Raw genomic sequence first — 22,752 nt, forward strand, 5'->3', positions numbered from 1 at the left:
GAGCCTTTATCCGACGACGCGCACCATGGCGGCACGCCACGATTTGTCCACGGCGCACTCCCTGACACCATTGTTCCGTCCTCGATCCGTCGCCGTCGTCGGGGCGTCCCGAGATCCAGCCCATATCGGGCACCGGCTGCTCGAATCCCTCTTGGGCGGAGGCTTTACCGGAACGATTATCCCGGTGAATCCGCTGGCGGCCGAGATTGCGGGACTTCACGCCGTCCCCTCGCTGAAAGCCATTCCCGGCCCTGTCGATCTCGCCGTCATCGCGGTGCCGCCCCGGCTTGTCCTTGCCGTCATCGACGACTGCGCCGCCAAGCAGGTTCCGGCCGTCATCCTCATCACCGCAGGCTTTGCCGAGACCGGCGGCGCGGGAATCTCACTCGAGCGTCAACTCCTGGAGAAAGTCCGTCAGCACGGCATCCGTCTCATTGGGCCGAATTGCTTCGGGCTCATGAATCTCGATCCCGCCGTCCGGCTGAACGCCACCTATACACCGATCGTCCCGCCCGCCGGCCGAGTCGCCATCGCCTCCGAAAGCGGCGGACTGGGACTGGCCGTGGTGACGGCGGCCAGGCGATTGAACCTTGGCCTCTCCAGCTTCGTCAGCGTCGGCAATCACACCGATGTGTCGGTGCTCGATCTGCTCGAATACTGGGAGCAGGACCAGACCACCAATGTGATTCTCCTGTATCTTGAAACCATCGTCGAACCTCAACAATTCAAGCAGATCGCCGAGCGGGTGGGGAAACAGAAACCCATCGTCGTCTTGAAAGCAGGCCGGACATCGGCAGGCCAATCCGCAGCCGGCTCCCACACCGCCGCCCTTGCCACGAACGAGACGGCGGTGAATGCCTTGTTCACCCAATGCGGCGTCATCCGCGCAACGTCGCTGGAAGATTTTTTGGCCTTGGCAACCGGCCTCTCCACCCAGCCAATGCCGCAAGGCCGCCGTGTGGGGATCCTGACGAATTCCGGCGGCCCCGGCGTGCTCTGCGCCGACAGTTGCGCAACCGAGGGACTCACCCTGCCGGAATGTTCCAAGGAGACACAATCCCTCCTCGCCTCATTTCTCCCCCCCACAGCCGCGCTCAGGAATCCGGTCGATGTGATTGGCTTTGCCACAGAGGACCAACATGCGCGGGCCGTCGAAACCATGCTCAAGGCCGATGAGCTCGATGCCCTCATCATCGTCCACGTCTCGGTCAGGGCACAGGACAATGACCCGGTCGCAGCAGGGATCCTCCGTGGCATTCGTGCAGCCCGACAGACGATCGGGAAAAACAAGCCGGTCTTTATCTGCTGGATGGCGGAAGAAGACTTGGACAGAACGTTCACCGTCGAAGGAGAAGCCATTCCGACCTCCCGGCACCCTGAGATCCCTGCTCGCATCATCAGCCACGCACTCACCTATGAAGCCTGGCGGCAGCAGCCGTCCGGTCAGGTGCCGGACTGCTCCGATGCAGATCTGCCGAAGGCCAAGGCTATTTGCGCGAGAGCCCTAATGGAGCGCGGAGGCGGCTGGCTCAGCACTGAAGAAACCCATGCCCTTCTGACAGCCATGAAGCTCCCTCTCGTCCAAAGCTCTGTGGCAACCAGCGCAGAGGAAGCCGTCACGCTGGCGCGCACGGTGGGATTCCCTGTCGCGGTGAAGCTCGTCTCCCGTCAGATCCTGCACAAGACCGAGATGGGCGGGGTGTATCTGAACCTGGCCGATGAGCAAGCCGTGCGTCACGCGTTCGAGGCGATCAGAAGCAGGCTTGCACAGGATAATCGACTGGATGCGATGGAAGGTGTGCTCGTTCAGCCGATGCTGTCAGGCGGCGTGGAGGCGATGGCGGGCATGGCCCGCGATCCGTTGTTTGGACCATTGATCGCGTTCGGCCTAGGCGGTATTCACGTGGAAATCCTCGGCGACATACAGTTCCGGCTTGCGCCGCTGACCGCTCACGATGCAGAAGAGATGGTGCGAGCGCTCAAAGGCTACCGGCTGCTCCAAGGCTACAGAGGCCATCCCGCTGCTGATGTGAACGCCATCGAAGAAGTGCTGCTGCGTCTTTCTCAGCTCGTCGAAGCAATTCCCGAGATCAGCGAACTCGACCTGAATCCGATTTTCTCGCGACCAGAGGGACAAGGATGCAGGATTGTGGATGCGAGAATCCGCGTTGAAAAGACTTTACCTGCTGATTAAGAAATGGACGGGAGAGCACGAGCCGCAGATCTAACTTTTTTTGGAGAAGACGCCTGACGCGCAGCGTTAAGCTGGCTGCTTACGACTCACAGTATGGGCCAAGGAATCGAACTCCATTGAAATGAATCAGGTGCGACGGCGTATCCGCAACCCACACCTCGGTTTCCCATGCAATCTCACCGAGATACCGGCTCATAACCATGCGACTAGGGAACGCCGTTACATAGACCAGTCCGGCTTTTGATCGAGCAAATAGCTTGGCCAGCTCGGCGTGTCGCTTGCCGTCAACCGGCCCATGACTTGTCACGGACTCCACCAGTAACAGCCAGTTGCGTTTGGTAAAGTGAAGCACCACATCGGGCATCTTTCCGTGAGAGTCCAGCGCAACACCAAGTTCGGCCAGTCGCGCCGCATCGAAATACCCCCACTTATCGCCCGTGTCCCCGGCATAAACAAGAATGCTGCCCGGCGCAAAGCGAGGCCCAAACTCCTCAATGACGGCACGAATCAATTCGCTATGTTCGCCTGGGCTAAGAGTAATGGTTTTGCCCTGCGCGACCCGCACCGGAATGCGATTCTGCTCGCGTTCATTGGCGTACTTGGCTGCCAGGGTCTCCCGCTGAGCTAGGTAGGCGGTCAGGTTATCGTGCCACGCGCCGGTCCCGAAACTGCGAAGAAGCCGCAGAGTCGCAGATTCAATTTTATAAACCGCCTTCGGACTGTTCACCGGACGATCCAGACGATCCGGATTGTAGAGTGCAATCCCGGCATCCACGAATTGGTGCATCGTCTGACGGCGCACGGTTTCACGAGTATTGGGGGCATACCGTTTTTTATAGTGTTGCCGAGCCCACTCCATGATGGGCGTGATCCCGACAAGCGGGTCTTCCGACTGCGCCCACTTCTTTCCCGGTGTGAGGTTCACCAGCGCCAGTAAGCACAACGCGGACCGCTCATTCTGCTGCGCGCGTGGCAAACCGAGGGAAGCCAGAATGGTTTTGGCATCCTTGATGTGAGGCGGGCTCTTCCTGGTCATGCGCAAAGCCCCATGAGCTTTTCGTCGATCATCCCCTGCGAAAGATCGCCCGACGCGATCGCCCATTTGCCTAGCGCCATGAGAATCTGGCGGCTTGGATACTTGATCGCCCTCAGATCAGCGGCATTCACTTGCGTATGGCCATTGAAACGCCGGAAATGTTCATCGACCGCGGTTGCATTGAGAAAGACGGACAACCCACGAGCAAGCGTGCCAGGCAATCCCTGCCTGTTCTGGTGAAAGACATTAAGGTGATTCTCAAAGCCCAGCGCATCGGCGCCGTCAAACAAGTCCGGACACACGACGCTCGCCACGATCCTTCGCTTCTCCTCCTTCGATGAAAAACGGCGCACCACGCAATAATGTCCGTTTGGGAACAGCCATTTCTCCGTTTCATCGTTGCGACGAATGGCGTTGGGCTTCTTCAGGCCCGCTTTCGGCCACTCTAAGGCTGCGCCGCTAAAATGCCCCGGATAGAGCAAGGGAATTGTATCTTCATCGGGCATCTCACGCAGATGCGTTTTTAGACGAAAATCGACCACGGGGCCCGTCGATACTTTTATGCCAATATCTTCCAGCGAGTACCGGATTTGCGTCGATCGTTCAAAGGCGTTGCTGCCAGGCGACGTTGGAATATGAATGAACCGGTCCAAGTCGCCCGGGTATACAATGCGATCGAAGGGATGCGTATGCGCTGAAAGGTCTGAAAAGCTGTCATCTGTCGAAGTTGACACCGTCACCGCGCCTTGCTGACCGCCTGCCTCAAGCATGATAATGACGTTCTCTTGCAGCACATCATCATCCTTGAACGCGTTCTTCCGAGACTCAAACAAATGCACATGCCTGATCGCGGCGCGCTCCAGCATGAAATTGCGAAAGGGGCGGTAGTAGGGCCCGTTGCAGAAGCTCCTCGGGATGATCGCCACTACCTGTCCGGCTGGATCCATCAGCGCCAGCACCAGTGCAACAAAAGCCGAATAGAGATTGACCGTCTCAATTTCAACCTGCCGAAGCAGCGAACGGTGGCGCGAGCTGCTGTTAATTTTCTTGTACGGGGGATTTAAAATAGCGTGCGTAAAAGAGTGGCCATATTGAAACTGAATTCTATTGACCGCTTCTTCGATAAAGTCGTCGCCAAGGACTTCATATTTAAGCGGCACTCGTCCGGCATAACTGGACATTGAGCCGTGCAGGTTTTCGTGAAGCAGCGCGTCCAATTCAAACGCCGTGGCTTCTATTTTTTCGAAGTGCAGCCGGCCAGAAGCGCATTGTTCAAGAAAGGCGCTCGAAAGCGAACCAATGCCCGCTCCTGGATCGAGCAACCGGCATACATTTCCGGTCATAGGCGTAAACAGGCCCGCCATAAACTGAGCTATGGTCGCGGGCGTGAGAAACTGCCCGAACTGCGACTTTCTCTTCGCCTCGGTACTCTTCGATACCTTCACTCTTTGCTGGTCTATTATTGAAAGCACCGGTTCGCCCCTTGATATGCAGCCAGCTCAAAATCCGTGTGCCCGCTCGTAGAATGCCGCATGTCAGTCCGACAGGCCCAATGGAAGGCAAGTCTACTGGGATTCCAACACTTGTTCAATAACGTAACGGCGCATCCGGCGTGAGGTTCAACAAAAACAGGATTCAACCCGTATTGATTTGAGTGCGGCAGTCCCCTTTATCGCACCCAGACATAAACGACCAGAACGTTCTATCCCGCCAAATCAAGCACCGCGACATTACGCTCCACCGCCATGCCGCCCTCCCGGCGAGCGGCGGCCAACCCATACCGCCGGGTGAATAGGCGGTAGCCGTTTCTTGCGCATGGCCGTTGTCCTTAAGACGCCCACTTCATTTGTAGCTTGCGGTGATTCACCACGCAGTCGCGCAGGTAGAGATTGATCAAGCTCTGATACGGAATCCCCATTTCCTCGGCAATAGTTTTGAAGTAGGCGACCGTATCGCGATCCAGCCGCATCGTGACCGGCTGCTTCAAGTATTTGACAAACGGGTTCTTACGCCCTTTCATCTTGGAGAAATCGTAATGGTCTCTCATCGTCTTCGCCTCCAATATTCACGCTCCTCATCTTTATCCGCTTTTCGTGCTGAGAATAACCTTACAACAGTATCGCTTTCTCGATAGCAATGACACACGACGAGCACCCGCAGCTTGAAACTCATCCCCAGCAAAATAAATCGGTCTTCTTCGTCCGAGTGGTCAGGGTCAAAGAATTGAACAGCCCTTTCATCACAAAATGCCGTCCGTGCCTCATCGAAGGTGATGCCATGCTTTTTGAGATTGGCCTTTTCTTTCGCGGCGTCCCACTCGAATCGAAGCGCTTTCATACGTACAACGTACATACACAATAGGCAGACGTCAAGAGACTTCTATGCTGCATGTGCTTGAACCATGGGACAGATCCCGATTCTGCAGCAGCCTCTATACCATCTCAGCGAGACAGGCTCACGCCTCGCAGCATCGCTCACTCTCAGGCGATGGTGCATCCGTTGAAACATCCAACACGTGAGCGGCGGCAATCAACGCCGCTTTGAGAAAGAGTTTTTCTGGAATCGCCTCGAATGTGGCGGCCCCTACCTCTACCGTTCTGCACTCCGAATCCCCGCAGACGGAACAGCAGCGGCTGCTGCCGACGCTCGCGCCAATCCATTCCTCCATGGGTCTTCCGGCAATCCAAATGCGGTTGGACTCCGAGGGGTTCGCCTTGAACACTCGCTCGCCGATCTCTCGGGTTTCGAGACTCGGCTCAATCCCGATGGGGCGCAATGCTTCCTTGAGCATCCTGACAGCTTGCTCAATTGCCTGGTGCGTGGCGTCGCAGCGATCGCACGTCTTCCCGTCTGCGCTCACAAGTCTCTGCCAAACTATGGGGAGCAATATCACGCAGATAATCCTCCTTGAAAGTTATGGCCTGATCGGCGGACAGCGGCGCCGTCACAATCACCGCAAGGTCTTTAGCCAGGCCTGGATATCGGCCATCTGCTGCTCGGTCACGGCCCCCTTCAACGGCGGCATGACGTGCCGCCCTTCGTAGACGACCTTCCAAAATGCCGGCTCGTTGAAAAGCACGGGATTGCCGGTCAACCGGGGACCGATGCCGCCGGTGGCTTGCGGGCCATGACACACAACGCAACTGGCGTTGTAGAGCTTCTCTCCTCTGGTACCGTCGCCCATAGGATGCGCCGCGGCATTCCCGCTTACACGACTCTGTTCGGCGTTCTGTCGAACACCGTCGTTCGCCAGCACCGGATGGCCGTTCATCTGGCTCGCGGCGCCCAGGATAACCAGAGTGAGGGCGCCGCGAATTAACCGCTGGTTCATCGACATCTTCTCCTCCCGTGATCGTAGAAACGCCGGAGCCCCGCCATCACTGAACGGGTCTCGGATTCCCGCCCGCCGTTCGACTAAAAGAAGGGATGGGGCAGGAACGCAGGGCGCGACTCCTTGGCGCGCGGAATTTCCCAAAACGTTCCGGCCAGATGCCAGGCCCCATGGTCGAACGTCACGTGATGCACCTCGCCATACCAGCTGTCGATATTCACCCGTTGCCCCGTCTCATCGGACACAGCCCACAGACCGCCTGTGCAAGTCACATGGGCCAGTGGAATCGGCTTGCCGCTATCCACCGTGATCTTTGAGAAAATATGGGCTCCCGCAAAATCACGATGACGGGCGAACAACTCGCTCCACACCGCCCGTACGGCGTCCTTGTTATACCCGCCATGCTGGTAGTTGTCCGCATAGAGCGACATTAAGGCCTCCAGATCCTTGTGCTGCACCGCCTCCTCCGCCTTGGCAAACATCGCGAAGATGGCCTGTATCTGTTTGGGATCGCCTTGAAGATCAGCTCCTTGGGACAGATGCGTCCCCGTGGTATCAGGCAACAAGACTGGACCGGAGGCCTGACATCCCTGGGACAAGACGGCCAGACCGAGCACCAGCACGCCACACGCAAGTCTTGAATAATTGCCGTCCATAACATCCTCCCTCAGTGGTTAAATCCGAACCGACTCGCTCCCCGGCATGTGCCCGCAGAGCACCAGATCATTTCGACACGTGCTGCCTCAATACGGCCAGATAAGCCAATGTATCCGTGAGTTCCTGCGCCGTCATCGCCGTATCCGGAAACATCCCCGTTCCAGGATGGCCTTCGCGGATGGCATTGAACCGGGCCTTGTCGCTGGTCAACCGGAGCGTCTTGCGATTCCGGAGGTCAGGCGGAGGGGGATCGAGTCCCGCGATGAGCGCGGCGGTGTCGGCTTCGAGTTGAGGCATCCGATCCCGATACCCATCCACACCGTGGCAGTACGAGCAGACGCCCTTTCCGTTGAAGATGGCGCGGCCCCGCTCGGGATCGCCCTGAACATTCGCGCTCTTGTTCGAGGGCCTGGAGCCGGCCCAGGCATTCATCCCCGACAGGTCCATGAACTGGATTGCCGCCCAGCCCATGAGCAGCAGACCGGCAAGGGAAATTCCTCTGAGCGTCCCGCGCCTTGCACTCATCATCGGCTCACCTTTCTCCCGTTCTCCCTCAATGCTGTCCGCAACAGACCTTGTACCGGTCCTCCGGAATGGTCTTCATGTTCTGAAACACGATGGCACGCTCCTCGGCACTCGTCACCTGGTCGATGGAGGGATACAGCACCCGCTCCTCTTTCATATTGTGAGCCCCCAGCAGGCTCAACAACCCCTGTTCCTCCTGATCGCTCTCGGGATTCTGCTCGGCCACCTTGTCATGAATCGCGTCGAGCTGCTGTCCGATCTGGCGATGTTCGTTCCGCATCACAAACGTGGGCCCGCCTTCCGACATGCCGGTTTTCTCTTCCCAGAGAGGAAAGAGCAGATCCTCTTCCCACACGATATGCCGCTGCAAACCAAACTTGAACTCTTTAAAGGCCTCCTTCGCCTTGGGAAAGTCCGACCGCTTCAGTTTCTGAAAGGTCTTGAACAATTCGTCCAACCGGTCGTGATCCTGCTCGAAGAATGCACTGATGGTCTGATCCTCACTCATCGGCTCCTCCTATACGTTTCACCAGTTACGATCCACTGGTGACTTTAAACTCCAGATGACAGGCCACGCAGGCCTTCAGCACGTGATTGAACTGCGGCAAGATTTGTTTCAGATCTTTGGTGGGCATGATACGAGCCAACTCTTCCGCCGCCGCGTGATGCGCCATGGCCAAGTCGTGATAGGCGGGCGGAAACTTTTCCGGCTGCTGGCTCGCCATCGCCTGGCGATGCATAAAGAAACCCAAGTGCGTTTCAGTCAGCCCCTTCGCCAATTCATAGTCCTCTTCAACCAGCGCATTCATGATGACTTGAATCGTCTCCAGATGCTGCAACATCACCGCGCGATGTTCTTTCCCGGCTGGCGGCGGCAGCGGAATAGGCTGTCTGGTATCGGACGTCAAATAGGGGTTGGGCCGCTGTTCCCCGTGGCGATGTTCAACCTCAGTGCAACCGGTCCAAAACCCAACGCACAGCACGGCCACAACGACACCTTTCATACACACCTGCTCCCCTCTCCATAATGAACGGCCCATTCCCAACAGGATGCTGAACCTCATCCAATCCATTCCATCAACTCCCTCAAGGCGCGGCTTCTGTCTTATTCACGTGCTGCCAGTAGGCATTCACCCGCGCCTGAATGTGGGTAATGGCTTCCGTCTGCACCACCGGCTCGAAGAGATGGCGGAACCGGCCTTGGAGCTTGAGATAGTCTTCCACCGGCTGCAGCCTGGGCCTGTAGGTATGGACCACGTTGCCGTTGATCGCCTCCTTGAGCGGCCAGAGCCCGCACTCGACGGCCAACCGTGCCACATCCGGGGTAGAGGCCGGATCAAACAGCCAGCCGGTCGGGCAGGCGGCAAAGGCCAGAAACAATTTCGGCCCCGGATAGTCTGCCGCGCGCGCAAATTTTTCTTCGAGGTCGAGCGGAAACCGCGGCGACACGGTCGCGAGATACGGCGGTTTGTGAGCCCGCCAGATCTCAAAGATGTCTTTCTTCTCCTGCACGGTGCCGGTCGGATGCTGCACGGCACAAGGCGAGGTCGTGGTGCGCGCCCCATAGGGGGTGGCGGGACTGAGCTGGACGCCGGTGTTGCCGTAGGCTTCGTTGTCATAACACAGGTAATAGAAGTCCAGATTTCTGGTGATGGCCCCGGATGTCGAGGAGAGCGCCATGTCGTAGGTCGAGCCGTCACCGCCCAGGACGACAACTTTGACATCCTCCTCTTTCGGCAGGCGGCCTTTGGCGATCAGCACGTCGAGCGCATCCCGCACGCCTTGCGCGCCGGCCGGCGCCGAGCCCATGGTGGTGTAGAGCCAGGAGGCATCGAGCGGCGTAAATGGGAAAGCCGCCAGATTGGTGAAGCAGCCTGCCGCGTTCACATACACGACATGGCTGCCGAGCACTTTGGACGCCAGCCGCAAGGATTCGAGCCCCCCGCACCCGGCACAGAGCGGCGTCCCAGGGAACACATGTTCCTCGCGCGGGATCTGATGCAGGTCTGTAAAGATGTGCGGTTCCCAGGCCATGCCGTCTCTCACTTGCCCGTCTTGAGATCGTGCGCAAGATACTGCAACTGCTCGATCTCGCAATATTCACGTTCGGTATACAGCAGAACCGGTCCGATCCCTTTTCCGCGCACTCCGGCTTCGGCCGTCTGCTCGAAGATCGCCCGAAACTCGCCTTCCGAGATATTCTTTCCGCCGAGGCCGCCGATGAAGGAACAGAGCGCCCGTGGCCGCAGGGCCTCGTCATACAGACTGGTGGCAATCTCCTGAAAGAGAATGCCCCCCTGCCCCGGAGACAGATTCTGGTCCAAGACGGCGACGGCCCGGCGGCCTTGCAGGGCCTGACGAATAGCCTCGGCCGGCCAGGGGCGGATCATGCGCAGCCGCAGCAGGCCCACAGGCCGGCCCTCCGCCCTGGCGGCATCGACCGCAGCTTTGCCTTTGCTCGCAAAGGCGTTGGTCATGATGAGCACATCCTCCGCGTCGTCGAGACGGTACCCCTCCACGACGCCATAGCGCCGGCCACAGAGCCGTTCAAACTCCACGGCCGCTTCTTCGTGAACTTGCAGGGCATTCAACGACGCAAGATGCATTTGATGCCGGAAGTAACTGTAGGTGGCGCCGCCGAACACCGCCGGGCCGAGCGCCTGAGGAGCCGAGGCCTTAAACCCGAGATGGGTGGGACGGAACGGAGGCAGGAAGGCGTGCGCCATCGTCTGGCCCGGCAGGAGCACCGGCTCGCGGGTGAATGACAGATAAAACCCATCGAGATTCACCATGACCGGCAGACACACGCGCGGATCTTCAGCAATGCGATAGGCCATGAGAATGGAATCCACGACCTCCTGGCAGGTCTCCGCATGGATCTGCACAAACCCGGAATCGCGCGCCGCCAGCACATCGTTGTGATCCGGCTCCAGCGTGATGGGAGAGGCCAGCGCCCGTGAAACATTGACCAGCACCAGCGGCACCCGCCAGCCGGCAACGGTGTACAGCACTTCAAACGCATGCAGGAGCCCCTGGCTCGATGTCGCCGTGAACACGCGCGCGCCGGCCGCCGCCGCGGCGCCCGCGGCCGTCATCATCGAATGCTCCGAGTCCAGTGTGACGAAGCGGGCGTTCACGGCGCCATTGCCGCACCACTTCGCCAGCGTCTCGACGATTTCCGTTTGGGGGGTGATCGGAAACGCCGGCACATAATCCACATCGGCCAGGCGAGCGCCCCAGGCTGCGGCGAGATTGCCGGTCATCATCATCTGGTCTATCTGGTCCATTTGGTCTCTCTCGTCCGTCCGGTCTGTCTAGTCTATCTCGTATATTCGGTCTATCTGGTCTAGGCCGTCCTCGGCCATACCAGAAAGACTAGATAGACCAGACAGACCCAATAGACCCTTCATCCGACTTCCGTTTCCCGCGCCACCGTCATGGCATCGGTCGGGCAGACTTCGACGCAGTCGAGGCAGCCTTTGCAGTGCGGATAGTAGATGGCGGGCTTGCCGTCCGGCTTGATCGTGATCGCGCCCTCCGGGCAATTGGCAAAGCAGAGCCAGCACCCGTTGCACAGGTCCGGACGCAGGACCGGGCGGAAGGTCCGCCATCCGCTCACGGAACGGATCGCGGAATTGGGACCGGCCGTGATGCTGGCGGTTCCCCTGGTGGGTGGCTCATACGTCGGCGTGCGAAGCGTGGCCGGCGCCGCCGGTTGCCGGGAGGCCGATTCGATAGCCACGATCTGCACCAGCTCGTAACAGCGGAATGCCACAGCTTGATTGCGCTCGATGACGGCAGCGGCCAGCCCGAGCTCGGCCAGCTCCCGTGCGATGGCCTCGCGAAGGGAGTCCTGTTTCAGCCCGGCCAGCCGTCCGGCCACGGCACCAAGCAACGCGCTGATCGCGCCCCGCTTGCCAATCTGCTGCATGGCGATGCCGGTCAGATCCAGGGTCGTGAGCCGGCCCGGAATCGGGACCTCGGCACGGAGTCGCTCGCCCGTGAGCGGTGAGTTCACAAAGATGGCCGTTCGCTCCTCCACACCTTCGAGTACGCGGGCGGATGGATCACGAATGAGCGACGCATCGGCAATGACGACGAGATCCGGCCTGGCAATCAGGCCCCGCTCGCGAATCGGCTCGTTGGCAATCCGCGTATAGGCGGCCACCGGCGCCCCGCGACGCTCGGCCCCGTAAATCGGCGAGTCCTGCGCCACGAACCCTTCCAGAAACGCCGCCGTGCCCAGAATGCGGCTGGCGGTCTTCGCGCCCTGCCCCCCTCGGCCATGGAAGCGGATGGCGATCACAGCGTCTCCTCAGCTACAGCACTTTTCCATCTTCTCTTTCATCGTCTCTCGGCCGGCCTTCACGGCCGCTTCGACCGTGGCCTGCTTCTCCGCCATGAAGTGCTTGCCCCGCTCGATCACCTCATCGAGGGCCGCTCGCGCCTCTTTGGCCTTCTCCAAGACCTCATCCTCCGCCCTCCTGGCGAACTCCTTCAAATCCTGCCTGGTTTCTCGCCCGGATTTGGGGGCAAGCAGAAGACCGGCCACCACTCCTGCAACGGCACCGCCTACAAACGCGAGCGCGACGGCTTGCGCCGAACAACTTTTGTCCTGATTCTCCATAGCTCTCCCTCCTGGTCAACGACGTTCTATCATCAAGAAAAGCGAAGGGCGTGCCACAGACGAGACCTGCACAATGCCTCCACGGTCTCAATTTATCAGTAGCTTAGAATGGCGATAGCCGCGAGAAGCGATTGCGCTGGGGCATTCCAGGGCTGCGAGAACGAGACCACTGTCGCGAAAGGCAACAGGCCTGATGCCCCCTCAACACAACGGATTGCAGATACTTCTGAATCAGAGCATTTATTTGTGGATCGGCCCCGCCACTGCTAAAATCCCCTCCTTAAGCAAACACCAGAGGCGTCTCCCCGATTCTGAGCGCGCCGCTCCGCATCGAAGACACCACGATATGTCCCACGTCGTCGCAACCGGACAGCCGACTAGTCGCACTGGATTCACGAGCCGATGGATAGAGAAGCCACGCTACCGCCAGACGAACGGCACAATGCTCCCACAGACGGACACAGCCCCACTCCCTCTGGAGACGCGGTTTCATCGGCCATCACCCGCGACATCGTCACACAGCTCTACGCGAATTCGACCAGCGGCCTGATCGCCAGCGCGGCATTTGCCAGCGTCCTCGTCGCTACGCACTGGTCATTGATCGCTCACCCCGTGCTGCTCGCCTGGTGGAACGGCATGGCCCTGCTGACCATACCCCGGGCGTTCTTGATCAGCCGATTCAAGACCGCAGGCGCCGGCACAGCGCCACCCACATGGCACACAAGGCACCTGGCAGGGGTGGCGCTCTCCGGCATCGGGTGGGGTGCCGCCGGCATCCTGCTCTTCACGCCGGCCTCCGTCGAACACCAGGCGTTCCTCAGCCTGATTCTGACCGGCATGGTCGCCGGCGCCGCGCCCATCTTTGCCGCCAGCCGCCGCACCTTTCTCGCCTTCGCCCTGCCGGCCTGCCTCCCCATCATCGGCCAATTTCTCCTCATGGGCGACTCGATCCACGTAGCGATCGGCGTCGCAGGCCTTCTCTTCCTGGGGATCATGACCGGGCTGGTCTGGACCATTAACAAAAGCCTGGTGCGTACGTTCGAACTCAGCGCCGAACGCACCCAGGCTGAGACGCAACTCATCGACTTGTTTGAACACACCCACGATCTCATACAAAGCGTCGCGCCGGACGGGCGGCTCCTCTTCGTCAACCGGGCCTGGCGGGAAACCCTGGGGTATTCATCCGGCGAAGTCGAAATGCTGAACATCTTCGACGTGCTCCATCCCGATGGCCACGACCATTGCCGCCACTTCATGCGGCGCATCCTCGCCGGTGAAGACATCGGGTTGATGGAAGTGATCTTCCTGACAAAGGACGGCCGCACCGTGATTGCGGAAGGCCAGATAGACCTGCGCGTTGAGGATGGCCGGCCAATCGCCACACGAGGCATCTTCCGCGACATCACCGGGCGCAAAGTGGCCGAAACCCGCCTCCGCGCGGTCAACCAGAATCTCGAACTCCTCGTGACCGAACGCACCGGCAAGCTGCGCGAGAGCGAAGCGCTGCATCGGAATCTGGTGGCCACCGTGCCGGGCGCGGTCTACGAATTTCAGATCGATGCCGCCGGCCGGCGCGCTTTTCCCTTCATGAGCCAGGGCATCACCGAATTAATTGGGCTCTCGCCCGACGAATGCATGGCCGATGCCGACGCCGCCTTCCAGCGGATTCTCCCCGAGGCGCTGCCGGCCGTGGAAGCCTCCATTAGCCAGTCCCTCGAAAGCCTGTCGCCCTGGCTCCACGAATTCCCCGCGACCACCCCCTCCGGCGAAACCAAATGGCTGCGCGGCCATTCGGTGCCGACCCGGGACAGCGATGGCACCACCCGCTGGCAAGGCGTCTTGACCGATATCACCGCGCGCAAGCAGGCGGAAGAGGCGCTCCGGGCCAGCGAAGAGCGCTTCCGGGCCGCCTACTACAATGCCGCCATCGGCATGTCCATTTGCGATCTGGACGGCCGGCTACAGGAAGTGAACCAGGCGCTCTGCCACATCCTCGGCTATTCCAAGCAGGAGTTGCTTGCCAAAGATTTTCAGTCGCTCACCCATCCCAAGGATCTGCCCGGCAACATGGACCGGATTCGCCGGCTCTTGGCCGGCCTGGATGCGCACCAAGTCTTCGAGAAGCGGTATGTCAGAAAAGATGGCGGCATCGTCTGGGCCCAGGTGGGGCTCTCCGTCATCCGCGACCATAACAATGCCCCTTCCCATCTGCTGGCCATGGTCCAAGACATCACCGAACGCAAACAGGCGGAAAGCCGGCTGCGGACGACGCAATACGCCATCGACCAGGCAACGGACTGCATTTTTGTCATCGGCAGCGACAGCTATTTTCTCGACGTCAACGAATCGGCCTGCCGCCGCCTGGGCTACAGCAAGCAGGAACTCCTCACCAAATCGGTGCTGGACATCGATCCGGACTTTTCACCGGCGGTCTGGGAGACGTTCTGGAGCACATTCACGCAACAAAAGCAGCTGCGCATCGAAACCAGACACCGCAGCAAGTCCGGGGAAATCTATCCGGTCGAAGTCGTAGCCAACTACATCGAACATGAAGGCAAAGAGCTGGACTATGCCTTTGTCCGCGACATCACCGAACGCAAGCGGGCGGAAGAGGCCTTGCGCGAGAGCGAGGCTCTTACCAAAACCGTCTTAAACACCCTCTCGCCCCATATTGCCGTGCTTGACAAACAGGGCCTCATCATCGCCGTCAACGAATCTTGGACCCGCTTTGCGCGGGAAAACGGAGGGGAGAAGGCCGGCTCGCTTTCCGTCGGAGCGAATTATCTTGCCGCCTGCCTCCCTGCATCCACCACGAAGGACGATACGACCGCGCAGGAAGCGCGGGATGGCATTCAGGCTGTCCTAAACGGATCGCTCGCGAAGTATGCCCTGGAATACACCTGCGACGCGCCCGATACGAAACGCTGGTTTGTGATGACCGTGCTCCCCATGACGGGAGCGCACCAGGGCGTGGTCATCTCCCACGAGAACATCACCGAACGCAAGCAGGTCGAACTCGCGTTGCAGTTCCTCTCGTCGGGAATCGGCCATCTCAGCCTGGACGAATTCTTTCAACACATGGCGAGGCACATCGCCCAAGCCATCGGAGCGGAGATCGGTTTTGTGGGCAAACTCCTGCCCACGGATGCGCCGTGCATCCGGACGATCGGCTTTTCCATCGATGGGCAGATGCAGCCGCCAATGGAGTACGATCTGCGCCACACGCCCTGCGAACAAGTCATCGGCAAGCACACGGCCATTTTCCCGGACGGAGTGCAGCATCTGTTCCCGCAAGACCAAATGCTCACGGACCTGGGCATCGCCAGCTATGCGGCGGTCCCGCTCTTCGACACGAACGGCCGCCCCATTGGCCATGTGGGCATCATGGGCCGCGCCCCCCTGCGCAACACGAAGCAGGTGGAGGATCTCCTCCGGCTGTTCGCCGTGTCCGCAGCCGTGGAGTTGGAACGCCAGCGCACGGAAGCGAAATTCCACGACCTGTTCGAATTCTCGCCGGATGCCGTCATCATGGTGAATCAGCAGGGGCTCATCACGCTCGCCAACCGGCAAGCGGAAACGCTGTTCGGCTATCGCCAAGAGGAGCTGACCGCCCTGCCGGTGGAACGGCTGATGCCGGAATCAGGCCGCCATGGGCACATCGGACTCCGGGAACGGTTTCTCGCCACCGCCACCCCGCGCCTGATGGGGGCAGGACGGCCAGACTTGCAGGCGCAAAGAAAAGACGGCACGGTCTTCCCCGTTGACATCGGCCTCAGCCCCATCGACACGGAAGAGGGCCGGATGGTCGTGGCCACCATCCGCGACATTACCGCGCGCAAACAGGCGGAAGCGGCGCTAAAAGACTCGCAGGACCAGATCCAGCAAATGCAGAAGATGGAGGCCCTCGGCCAGCTGGCCGGCGGCGTCGCCCACGACTTCAATAACATCCTCACCGCCATTCTCGGCAATGCCGAAATCGCCCTTCTCAAGAGCGAGGCCGAGCATCCCGCCAAACAGAACCTGGCGCGGATTCTCGAAGCCGGGCAGCGGGCCTCCCACGTCGTGCAGCAAATTCTCACCTTTACCCGCCGGCAGGATGTCTCGCGATCGGTCCTGACACTGGCCCCCGTCGTTCAGGAAGCCGTCACCCTGCTGCGGGCCACCTTGCCCGCGGGCATCGAGCTGACCGCCACCTGCGAGGCCGATACCCCGCACGTACTGGCCAATACGACGCAGCTCCATCAAGTGCTGATGAACCTCTGCACCAACGCTTGGCATGCACTGGAAGACCAGCCTGGCCGCATCACCGTGGCCCTCGCTCCCGTGACCCTGTCGGAGCCCCTCCACAGCCTGCATGCGACGGTGCTGCCGGGACACTATGCCCGGCTCTCGGTGCGCGACACTGGCTGCGGCATGCCGCCGGAGACCCTGGCGCGCATCTTCGATCCTTTTTTTACTACCAAGCCGCTCGGGCAAGGCACGGGCCTCGGATTGAGCGTCGTCCACGGAATCATGGAGGGCCATCACGGCGCGGTCCTCGTGGAAAGCGCCCCCGGCCAGGGCACGGCCTTCCATCTCTACTTTCCCGCGGCAGAGGCGCCGGCCCAGGCGAGTGAACCCCGCACCACTCCGCAGACAAACATGCCCCAGCGCCCCTGCCGCGTGCTGTATCTGGATGACGAGGAGATGCTGGTGGAACTGGTGCGGGCGCTGTTTGAACCGCTGGGCTACCGGATCACCGGCTGCACCAAACCGGCCGAGGCGCTGGCGCTGGTGCGCGCCGACCCGGACGGATTCGATGCCGTGGTAACGGATTACAATATGCCGGAACGGTCCGGCCTCGATGTGGCGCGGGAACTGGCACAGATTCGCCGCACGTTGCCTGTGGTGCTGGTCTCGGGGTATCTGACGCCGGAAGACCAGGCCGCGGCCCTTGACGCCCAGGTCAAAGAGATTATTTACAAACCCACCATGTTGCAGGAATTGGGCACCGTCTTGTCTCGCCTCCTCGACCGCCCGCCGGCAGCCTAGCCATTCCCACCGGCCATGTTCCGCCCGCGCGGCATGGCGAAGCAGATCGCTAGCCGCCTATTGAAGTACAGCTACACTTCATCCTGGCGCAATTCTGAAAGAGTCCTGAGAATCTCTGCCGGGCGCGGCGGACAACCGGGAATGCGGAGATCAACAGGGATGTGGCGCTCCACAGGGCCGCTCACGGCATAGCTCCCTTTGAATATCCCGCAGTGAATGGCGCAGTCGCCGAGGGCAATCACCAGCTTCGGATCCGGCGTCTGCCTATAGACATCCTTCAGGGCCTTCTCCATGTTGACGGTAACGGGACCCGTCACCACGAGCGCATCGGCGTGGCGCGGAGACGCGGCGATATGCAGCCCGGTCCGCTCGGCGTCATAGACGGGATTCATCAAGGCATTCAGCTCCATCTCGCAGGCGTTGCATGAGCCGGTGTCCACTTCACGGATGGCCAGCGACTTTCTGAACGGCAGGGCTTTTGCGCGGCACTCCGGTGTTGGCGGAGCAATGGCCTCAGTGGGCTCCGGATGCCGGCCTGTCACGATTCCCGTCTTCAGACTCTTTTTGAGGATACGAAACATGATGCGCCTCCCGGTTACAAATCGTTACCGGCATACGAGAGATTGAAGCTTTTGTTGATGAGCGGAAAATCGGGAATGATGTTTCCCACCACCGCCCACTGGATGGCGGGCCAGTTCGCGAATGACGGGTCCCGTACCTTGCAGCGATGAATCCCTCCGTCTTCCCCGGCCATCACGAAGGAGAGAATTTCTCCCCGCCACCCTTCCACGGCCGAGATGGCCCATTCGCCAGCACGCGGCGAGTGATTCGGCGCAGCAGTGAGCGGGCCGTCCGGGATCGTTCGGCAAATCTCGCGGATCAGGCGGATCGATTCGTGGATCTCATCCATGCGCACGCGCACACGCGCCCGGACATCTCCGTATCGGTAGCACGCAACGTTGACGGGCAATTCGTCGTAGGCCGCAAACGGCCGGTCGCGGCGGACATCCTGATCGAGCCCCGAGGCCCGGCCCACCACGCCGACAACCCCATGATCCCAGGCAATGCGTTCCGTCAGCACCCCGGTGGTTTCCAGACGATCCGTGAGCGAGGCATTCGCAGCGATTATCGCCTCAAGCTCGGAAAAGTCCTGTTCGATCCGGCTCACCTCGTCCACCGTGTCCGCGAGCAGCGTTCGCTCAACATCCTGGGCCACCCCGCCGACACAGAGAACGCCGCGCAGGAATCGCGATCCGGCCAGCCGGTCATTGAGCTGCATGACGCGTTCTTTCATACGGCTGCAGTGGGCATGGGGCAGCGCATAGGCCGTATCGTTACAGATGGCGCCGACGTCGCCGAGATGATTGTGCAACCGCTCCAACTCCAGAAAGAACGAGCGCAGATAACGCGCGCGGCGCGGCGCGGTGAGCTGCATCAGCGTCTCGACCGCCTGGCAATAGGCAAGGCCATGCCCCACGGTGGTATCTCCCGAGATGCGCTCGGCCAGCGGCACAGCGGCCGTCAGCCGCTGTTGTTCAAAAAGCTTTTCGCCCCCTCGGTGTTTCCAGAAGTGGCGCACTTCGAGTTGCAGAATCGGTTCGCCGGCGACAGAAAAGCGGAAGTGTCCCGGCTCAATGATGCCGGCATGGATCGGCCCGACCGGAATTTCAAACACGCCTTCGCCGTCGATACGGCGAAACCGATATTCCCCCTGCTGCCGCCCCATGACGGCATCCCAGGCAAAGTCTTTTTTCAGCGGGTGCGCGCCCTTTGGCCAATGCTCGTGCCGGATCAAGCGGCGGAGATCCGGGTGCCCGTGCGGGATGAGGCCGAACAGATCCCGGATTTCCCGTTCGTACCACTGCGCCGCATGCACAGAGGGCGTGATCGACGGAAACAGACGCTCCTGCCCGGTGAGCTCCAGTGTCAGCAGAATCCAGGGCTGGCGGGATTCCTGCGCGAACAGATACTGAATGTCATAGGTCTCCGATCCGGCGGAGTGAGCGACGGCGAACAACAGCGCAAGGCGGCAGTGCAAGGTCTGATGGAGCAATCGGACGAGTCCCGGCAGCTGCGCCTGGTCCGGGCGATATCGCAGCAGATCGCCGCCGGCTGACGCGTCCGGCCTTAGGCCGGGAAACGTTTCATGAACCAGCTGTTCAACCGATGGACGATCCGGCATCGCGGCCTCCCAATTCTAGCGCGCCACCAACATGGCAGAGGCGGTTTCGAGAAGCTGGTGCAACGGAAGCGGCAGCACCCAACAGAACCCTACGAGTACCGCCGCCAGCAGGATGAGCGCCAGGTGCCCCGCAGACCATGGCTCTCCCTGCACGACCCCTTGCGGGGCCGTTCCCCAGACCATGCCGGTAATTCGAAACAGCAAACCGGCGAAGGCCACCAGGCCACAGAGCAGCAGGATCACCACCAGACCTTTCGTTCCCGGCTGCCCCCACTCTCCCGGCAGCCCGGCTGTCCCGAGCGCGGTGACAATCTGCATCTCGCTGGCAAAAAGCGAAAACGGCGGCAATGCCGCCAAGGCCAATCCGGCGACAAGCAGCGCCAGCGCAGATCCGGGCAGGGCCGTGACCAGCCCCCGCACTTCGCCGATCTCCACCGATTTATACCGCCGGTGAATGTTGCCGGCCGCAAAGAACGCCAGGGACTTCGCGCAGGCATGATTCACCAGATGGAACAGCCCGCCGAAGGTGCCGAGGGGACCGCCGACGCCGAATCCCACCATCGCCAGCCCCATGTGTTCAATGCTGGAATAGGCCAGCATCCGCTTGTAGTTGTGCTGCAGGAGCATAAAGAACGCGGCGATGGCAAAGGACACGAGTCCGAACAACGCCAGCAAGCCGCCGGTGAATTCGGGAGAGACCGCCTGATCGACAATCCCCCTGCTCCGCAGAATCGCATAGACCGCGACCGTTTCCAGGACGCCCGCCAGCATCGCCGCAACCGGGGCGGGCGCTTCCGTGTAGGCATCGGGCAGCCAGCTATGCATGGGCACGAGCCCGACCTTGGTGCCGTATCCGACAAACAGGAAGACGAACGCCAGTTTCAATATGTGAGGATCCAGTTGCGCGGCCACCTGCTGAAGCTGAGTGATGTTCAGCGCTGAACTGACGTCGCCTAAGACGCGCAGAGAGGAATAGTACATCAGCACCACGCCGAACAGCGCCAGCGAGATGCCGACGGAACAGAGAATCAAATATTTCCATCCGGCCTCCAGTGACTCGCGCCGGCGCCAGAACGCAATGAGAAACGTCGTGGCCAGGGTCGTCGCTTCGATCGCCACCCATTGCACGCCGAGGCTGTTGGCGGCGGTTGCCAGAACCATGGCGAAGAGAAACATATGGAAGAGGAAAAAGAACAGATTGAGCCGGTTGGGCGCAATCACGCCGCGCGCCACCTGATCGTCCATGTAGGAGCGCATATACAACGAACAGGCGAGGCCGACGAGGCCGATAATGAACAAAATCACCGAAGAGAGGGCATCGATATAGACGATCTCGCCGAGGGCGGTGAGCGAGCCCTGCGCCAAGACGATTCGCCCGATCGCGCACTCAGCCAGGACCAGAGCGCCCATGCTCGTGAGGTTGACGAGGTGAAGCCGGCGCGACGAGGAAATGAGCAGACTCAGCCCGCCGGCCACCAGCGGCGCGATGAGGAGCAGGCTGACGGCGAGTGTGGCGGTATCCCCGGTCATTCCTTCAACTCGCTGAGACGGGTGGTGTCCACGCTGTCGAACGCGTCTTGCAACCGATTGGTATAGATGCCGGCGATCAAGGCGGCGACCAACACGTCGAAGAACACGCCCAGTTCCACGATCAACGGCATGCCGTAGGTCGCGGCGGTCGCCCCCAAGAAGAGGCCATTCTCCATGACGAGGAAGGCGATCATCTGGGTGACGGCCTTTTGCCGTGCGATCATGGTGAAGAAGCCGATCAGGACGATGGCCAGGGCAATGGCCAGGGAGTCACGGGTCAAGAGGTGTCCAAACGGGATGATGGGCTGCGTGATGAAAAAGGCGATCATCACCAGCACACCGCAGATGAGCAGGCTTGCCGGCACATTGACGTTCATGACCAGTTCGCGGGTGACGTTGAGCCGCTCGATCACGCGCCGCAGGACGCGAGGGATCACGATCACCTTGACCACCACGGTCAGGACGGCCGCAACGTAAATGTGCCTCGCGCCGGTAAGAAAGGCCACCAATGCCGCGGTCATGGCCAGAAACAACGATTGCAGCGCAAAGAGATCCACGCAGGCCGAGAGCCGGCGTTGGGCCACAATGGCGAAGCAGGTGAGGAGGAGCATCGCCGAACCCAGATCCACCAGTTGAGCGCTGATATGGGGAGTCAACCAGGACACCGTCAGCCTCGCAAAATGTAAAAGAACAACAAACCGAGCAGCGCCAGGATGAAGGCGGCGCCGAGCAGGTCGGTGACACGGAAGAGACGCATTTTGGCGAACATGCACTCCATCGTGCCGATCACGACGGCCAGGCCGGCCACTTTCATGAGATAGACGGCCAATCCCACTGCGAGGGCCGCGGGAGTCAGCGCCGTCGCGATGCCCCAGGGCGCAAACACGTTGGCAATGAGCGTCAAAAACACCAGGAGCTTGATACCGGAGGCCCATTCGATAAGGGCCAGGTACCGGCCGGAATATTCCAGCACCATGGCCTCATGAATCATCGTGAGTTCGAGATGAGTCGCCGGATTGTCCACCGGGACACGGCTCGTTTCGGCGAGGGTCACGATAAAGAGCGCGGCCAGCGCCATCAAATGCGGGGGCGGATCGGTCACAATCCCTTCCATCAGCGCAGTCTTGTGAACGATCGTGCTGAGATTCGTGGAACCGGTGGTCAGCGCGATCGCGAAAATGGCCATGATCATCGCCGGTTCGGTCAGCGAGGCAATGATCGACTCACGGCTGCCCCCCATCCCGCCGAACGCGGAGCCGGCATCGAGTCCTGCCAGGATGAGGAAGAACGTGCCCAGCGCCAGCAGATAGACCAGTGCGATGATATTGCCCGCGAAATTGAGCGGCACCTGCGAGGCAAAGACCGGGACAAGCAGTCCGGCTGCCACTGTCGAGGCAAACACGATGTACGGAGTGGCCGTAAAAATCCATGACGCGGTGCTGGAGACAACCGGCTGCTTGCGAAACAGTTTCGCGAGATCGGCGTAGGGCTGGAAGAGGCTCGCCCCGCAGCGGCACTGAAACCGTGCCTTCACTTTTCGGATGAGGCCGACGATGCCGGGCGCGGCAGCCAGCATGACCAGAATCTGAGCCGCGGTGACGACGATGGCTTGAAGAAGTGTGAGCGGCACCGAATTTCA

The 22,752-nt window shown here is 60.5% G+C and carries 21 protein-coding genes; 2 read left to right on the forward strand and 19 right to left on the reverse strand.

Annotation, left to right across the window (positions count from 1 at the left end):
- Positions 1-25 precede the first annotated feature (25 nt).
- On the forward strand, positions 26-2,194 hold the full coding sequence (locus tag RI101_09360; GenBank protein MEC4890251.1) for an acetate--CoA ligase family protein: 2,169 nt from the start codon (positions 26-28) through the stop codon (positions 2,192-2,194).
- Between the two features lie 79 nt (positions 2,195-2,273).
- On the opposite strand, the gene RI101_09365 is transcribed toward RI101_09360, so the two are convergent.
- The 14 genes from RI101_09365 to RI101_09430 form a co-directional block, all read right to left on the reverse strand.
- Positions 2,274-3,230, reverse strand: coding sequence for a BsuBI/PstI family type II restriction endonuclease (locus RI101_09365; GenBank protein ID MEC4890252.1), 957 nt, complete (start codon positions 3,228-3,230; stop codon positions 2,274-2,276).
- A complete protein-coding gene (locus RI101_09370) occupies positions 3,227-4,675 on the reverse strand; it encodes an Eco57I restriction-modification methylase domain-containing protein (protein MEC4890253.1) in 1,449 nt (482 codons plus the stop codon). Before RI101_09370 ends, RI101_09365 begins: the two co-directional genes overlap by 4 nt.
- A gap of 383 nt (positions 4,676-5,058) precedes the next feature.
- A complete protein-coding gene (locus RI101_09375; protein MEC4890254.1) occupies positions 5,059-5,277 on the reverse strand; it encodes a BrnA antitoxin family protein in 219 nt (72 codons plus the stop codon).
- Positions 5,274-5,567, reverse strand: coding sequence for a BrnT family toxin (locus RI101_09380; protein MEC4890255.1), 294 nt, complete (start codon positions 5,565-5,567; stop codon positions 5,274-5,276). Before RI101_09380 ends, RI101_09375 begins: the two co-directional genes overlap by 4 nt.
- Before the next feature lie 118 nt (positions 5,568-5,685).
- Positions 5,686-6,123: a DUF2703 domain-containing protein gene (locus RI101_09385; protein MEC4890256.1), complete on the reverse strand. Its 438-nt coding sequence runs from the start codon at positions 6,121-6,123 to the stop codon at positions 5,686-5,688.
- A gap of 57 nt (positions 6,124-6,180) precedes the next feature.
- On the reverse strand, positions 6,181-6,561 hold the full coding sequence (locus RI101_09390) for a cytochrome c (GenBank protein MEC4890257.1): 381 nt from the start codon (positions 6,559-6,561) through the stop codon (positions 6,181-6,183).
- Between the two features lie 83 nt (positions 6,562-6,644).
- The gene (locus RI101_09395) at positions 6,645-7,217 is read right to left on the reverse strand and encodes a hypothetical protein (protein ID MEC4890258.1); all 573 of its coding nucleotides are present in this window, start codon (positions 7,215-7,217) and stop codon (positions 6,645-6,647) included.
- Positions 7,218-7,284: 67 nt separating this feature from the next.
- Positions 7,285-7,746 (reverse strand): c-type cytochrome, encoded by a 462-nt coding sequence (locus RI101_09400; protein MEC4890259.1) that lies wholly within the window; start codon positions 7,744-7,746, stop codon positions 7,285-7,287.
- Positions 7,747-7,771: 25 nt separating this feature from the next.
- Positions 7,772-8,251, reverse strand: coding sequence for a hemerythrin domain-containing protein (locus RI101_09405; GenBank protein ID MEC4890260.1), 480 nt, complete (start codon positions 8,249-8,251; stop codon positions 7,772-7,774).
- A gap of 25 nt (positions 8,252-8,276) precedes the next feature.
- Positions 8,277-8,747 (reverse strand): hypothetical protein, encoded by a 471-nt coding sequence (locus tag RI101_09410; GenBank protein ID MEC4890261.1) that lies wholly within the window; start codon positions 8,745-8,747, stop codon positions 8,277-8,279.
- A gap of 82 nt (positions 8,748-8,829) precedes the next feature.
- Positions 8,830-9,777, reverse strand: a complete 948-nt coding sequence (locus tag RI101_09415; GenBank protein ID MEC4890262.1) for a thiamine pyrophosphate-dependent enzyme — start codon at positions 9,775-9,777, stop codon at positions 8,830-8,832.
- Positions 9,778-9,785: 8 nt separating this feature from the next.
- On the reverse strand, positions 9,786-11,030 hold the full coding sequence (locus RI101_09420; protein ID MEC4890263.1) for a pyruvate synthase: 1,245 nt from the start codon (positions 11,028-11,030) through the stop codon (positions 9,786-9,788).
- Between the two features lie 119 nt (positions 11,031-11,149).
- Positions 11,150-12,049, reverse strand: coding sequence for a 2-oxoacid:acceptor oxidoreductase family protein (locus RI101_09425; protein MEC4890264.1), 900 nt, complete (start codon positions 12,047-12,049; stop codon positions 11,150-11,152).
- A gap of 9 nt (positions 12,050-12,058) precedes the next feature.
- Entirely contained in the window at positions 12,059-12,370 is a 312-nt protein-coding gene (locus tag RI101_09430; GenBank protein MEC4890265.1) for a YtxH domain-containing protein, read from the reverse strand.
- 402 nt (positions 12,371-12,772) lie between these two features.
- Between RI101_09430 and RI101_09435 the strand changes: the two genes are divergently transcribed.
- Positions 12,773-17,401 carry a PAS domain S-box protein gene (locus tag RI101_09435; protein ID MEC4890266.1) on the forward strand — a complete coding sequence of 1,543 codons (4,629 nt, stop codon included), beginning with the start codon at positions 12,773-12,775 and terminating at the stop codon, positions 17,399-17,401.
- Between the two features lie 71 nt (positions 17,402-17,472).
- Here RI101_09435 and nuoB read toward each other — a convergent pair whose 3' ends face one another.
- The 5 genes from nuoB to RI101_09460 are packed head-to-tail and all read right to left on the reverse strand — an operon-like array spanning position 17,473 to position 22,743.
- Positions 17,473-17,982 carry an NADH-quinone oxidoreductase subunit NuoB gene (gene nuoB, locus RI101_09440; protein ID MEC4890267.1) on the reverse strand — a complete coding sequence of 170 codons (510 nt, stop codon included), beginning with the start codon at positions 17,980-17,982 and terminating at the stop codon, positions 17,473-17,475.
- Between the two features lie 14 nt (positions 17,983-17,996).
- Entirely contained in the window at positions 17,997-19,583 is a 1,587-nt protein-coding gene (locus RI101_09445) for an NADH-quinone oxidoreductase subunit C (GenBank protein ID MEC4890268.1), read from the reverse strand.
- A gap of 15 nt (positions 19,584-19,598) precedes the next feature.
- Positions 19,599-21,113, reverse strand: coding sequence for a hydrogenase 4 subunit F (locus RI101_09450; protein ID MEC4890269.1), 1,515 nt, complete (start codon positions 21,111-21,113; stop codon positions 19,599-19,601).
- Positions 21,110-21,778: a hydrogenase gene (locus tag RI101_09455; protein MEC4890270.1), complete on the reverse strand. Its 669-nt coding sequence runs from the start codon at positions 21,776-21,778 to the stop codon at positions 21,110-21,112. Before RI101_09455 ends, RI101_09450 begins: the two co-directional genes overlap by 4 nt.
- Before the next feature lie 2 nt (positions 21,779-21,780).
- A complete protein-coding gene (locus tag RI101_09460) occupies positions 21,781-22,743 on the reverse strand; it encodes an NADH-quinone oxidoreductase subunit H (protein ID MEC4890271.1) in 963 nt (320 codons plus the stop codon).
- Positions 22,744-22,752 lie beyond the last annotated feature (9 nt).

The sequence above is a fragment of the Nitrospira sp. genome, assembly GCA_035968315.1.
In the GTDB taxonomy this organism is placed as follows: domain Bacteria; phylum Nitrospirota; class Nitrospiria; order Nitrospirales; family Nitrospiraceae; genus Nitrospira_D.

What these genes read in the sequence shown, in the direction of transcription:
- RI101_09360 (MEC4890251.1), top strand. Translation starts at nt 26, where the DNA reads ATGGCGGCACGCCACGATTTGTCCACGGCGCACTCCCTGACACCATTG.
- RI101_09365 (MEC4890252.1), bottom strand. Translation starts at nt 3,230, where the DNA reads ATGACCAGGAAGAGCCCGCCTCACATCAAGGATGCCAAAACCATTCTG.
- RI101_09375 (MEC4890254.1), bottom strand. Translation starts at nt 5,277, where the DNA reads ATGAGAGACCATTACGATTTCTCCAAGATGAAAGGGCGTAAGAACCCG.
- RI101_09380 (MEC4890255.1), bottom strand. Translation starts at nt 5,567, where the DNA reads ATGAAAGCGCTTCGATTCGAGTGGGACGCCGCGAAAGAAAAGGCCAAT.
- RI101_09390 (MEC4890257.1), bottom strand. Translation starts at nt 6,561, where the DNA reads ATGAACCAGCGGTTAATTCGCGGCGCCCTCACTCTGGTTATCCTGGGC.
- RI101_09395 (MEC4890258.1), bottom strand. Translation starts at nt 7,217, where the DNA reads ATGGACGGCAATTATTCAAGACTTGCGTGTGGCGTGCTGGTGCTCGGT.
- RI101_09400 (MEC4890259.1), bottom strand. Translation starts at nt 7,746, where the DNA reads ATGATGAGTGCAAGGCGCGGGACGCTCAGAGGAATTTCCCTTGCCGGT.
- RI101_09405 (MEC4890260.1), bottom strand. Translation starts at nt 8,251, where the DNA reads ATGAGTGAGGATCAGACCATCAGTGCATTCTTCGAGCAGGATCACGAC.
- RI101_09410 (MEC4890261.1), bottom strand. Translation starts at nt 8,747, where the DNA reads ATGAAAGGTGTCGTTGTGGCCGTGCTGTGCGTTGGGTTTTGGACCGGT.
- RI101_09415 (MEC4890262.1), bottom strand. Translation starts at nt 9,777, where the DNA reads ATGGCCTGGGAACCGCACATCTTTACAGACCTGCATCAGATCCCGCGC.
- RI101_09420 (MEC4890263.1), bottom strand. Translation starts at nt 11,030, where the DNA reads ATGGACCAGATAGACCAGATGATGATGACCGGCAATCTCGCCGCAGCC.
- RI101_09430 (MEC4890265.1), bottom strand. Translation starts at nt 12,370, where the DNA reads ATGGAGAATCAGGACAAAAGTTGTTCGGCGCAAGCCGTCGCGCTCGCG.
- RI101_09435 (MEC4890266.1), top strand. Translation starts at nt 12,773, where the DNA reads ATGGATAGAGAAGCCACGCTACCGCCAGACGAACGGCACAATGCTCCC.
- nuoB (MEC4890267.1), bottom strand. Translation starts at nt 17,982, where the DNA reads ATGTTTCGTATCCTCAAAAAGAGTCTGAAGACGGGAATCGTGACAGGC.
- RI101_09445 (MEC4890268.1), bottom strand. Translation starts at nt 19,583, where the DNA reads ATGCCGGATCGTCCATCGGTTGAACAGCTGGTTCATGAAACGTTTCCC.
- RI101_09450 (MEC4890269.1), bottom strand. Translation starts at nt 21,113, where the DNA reads ATGACCGGGGATACCGCCACACTCGCCGTCAGCCTGCTCCTCATCGCG.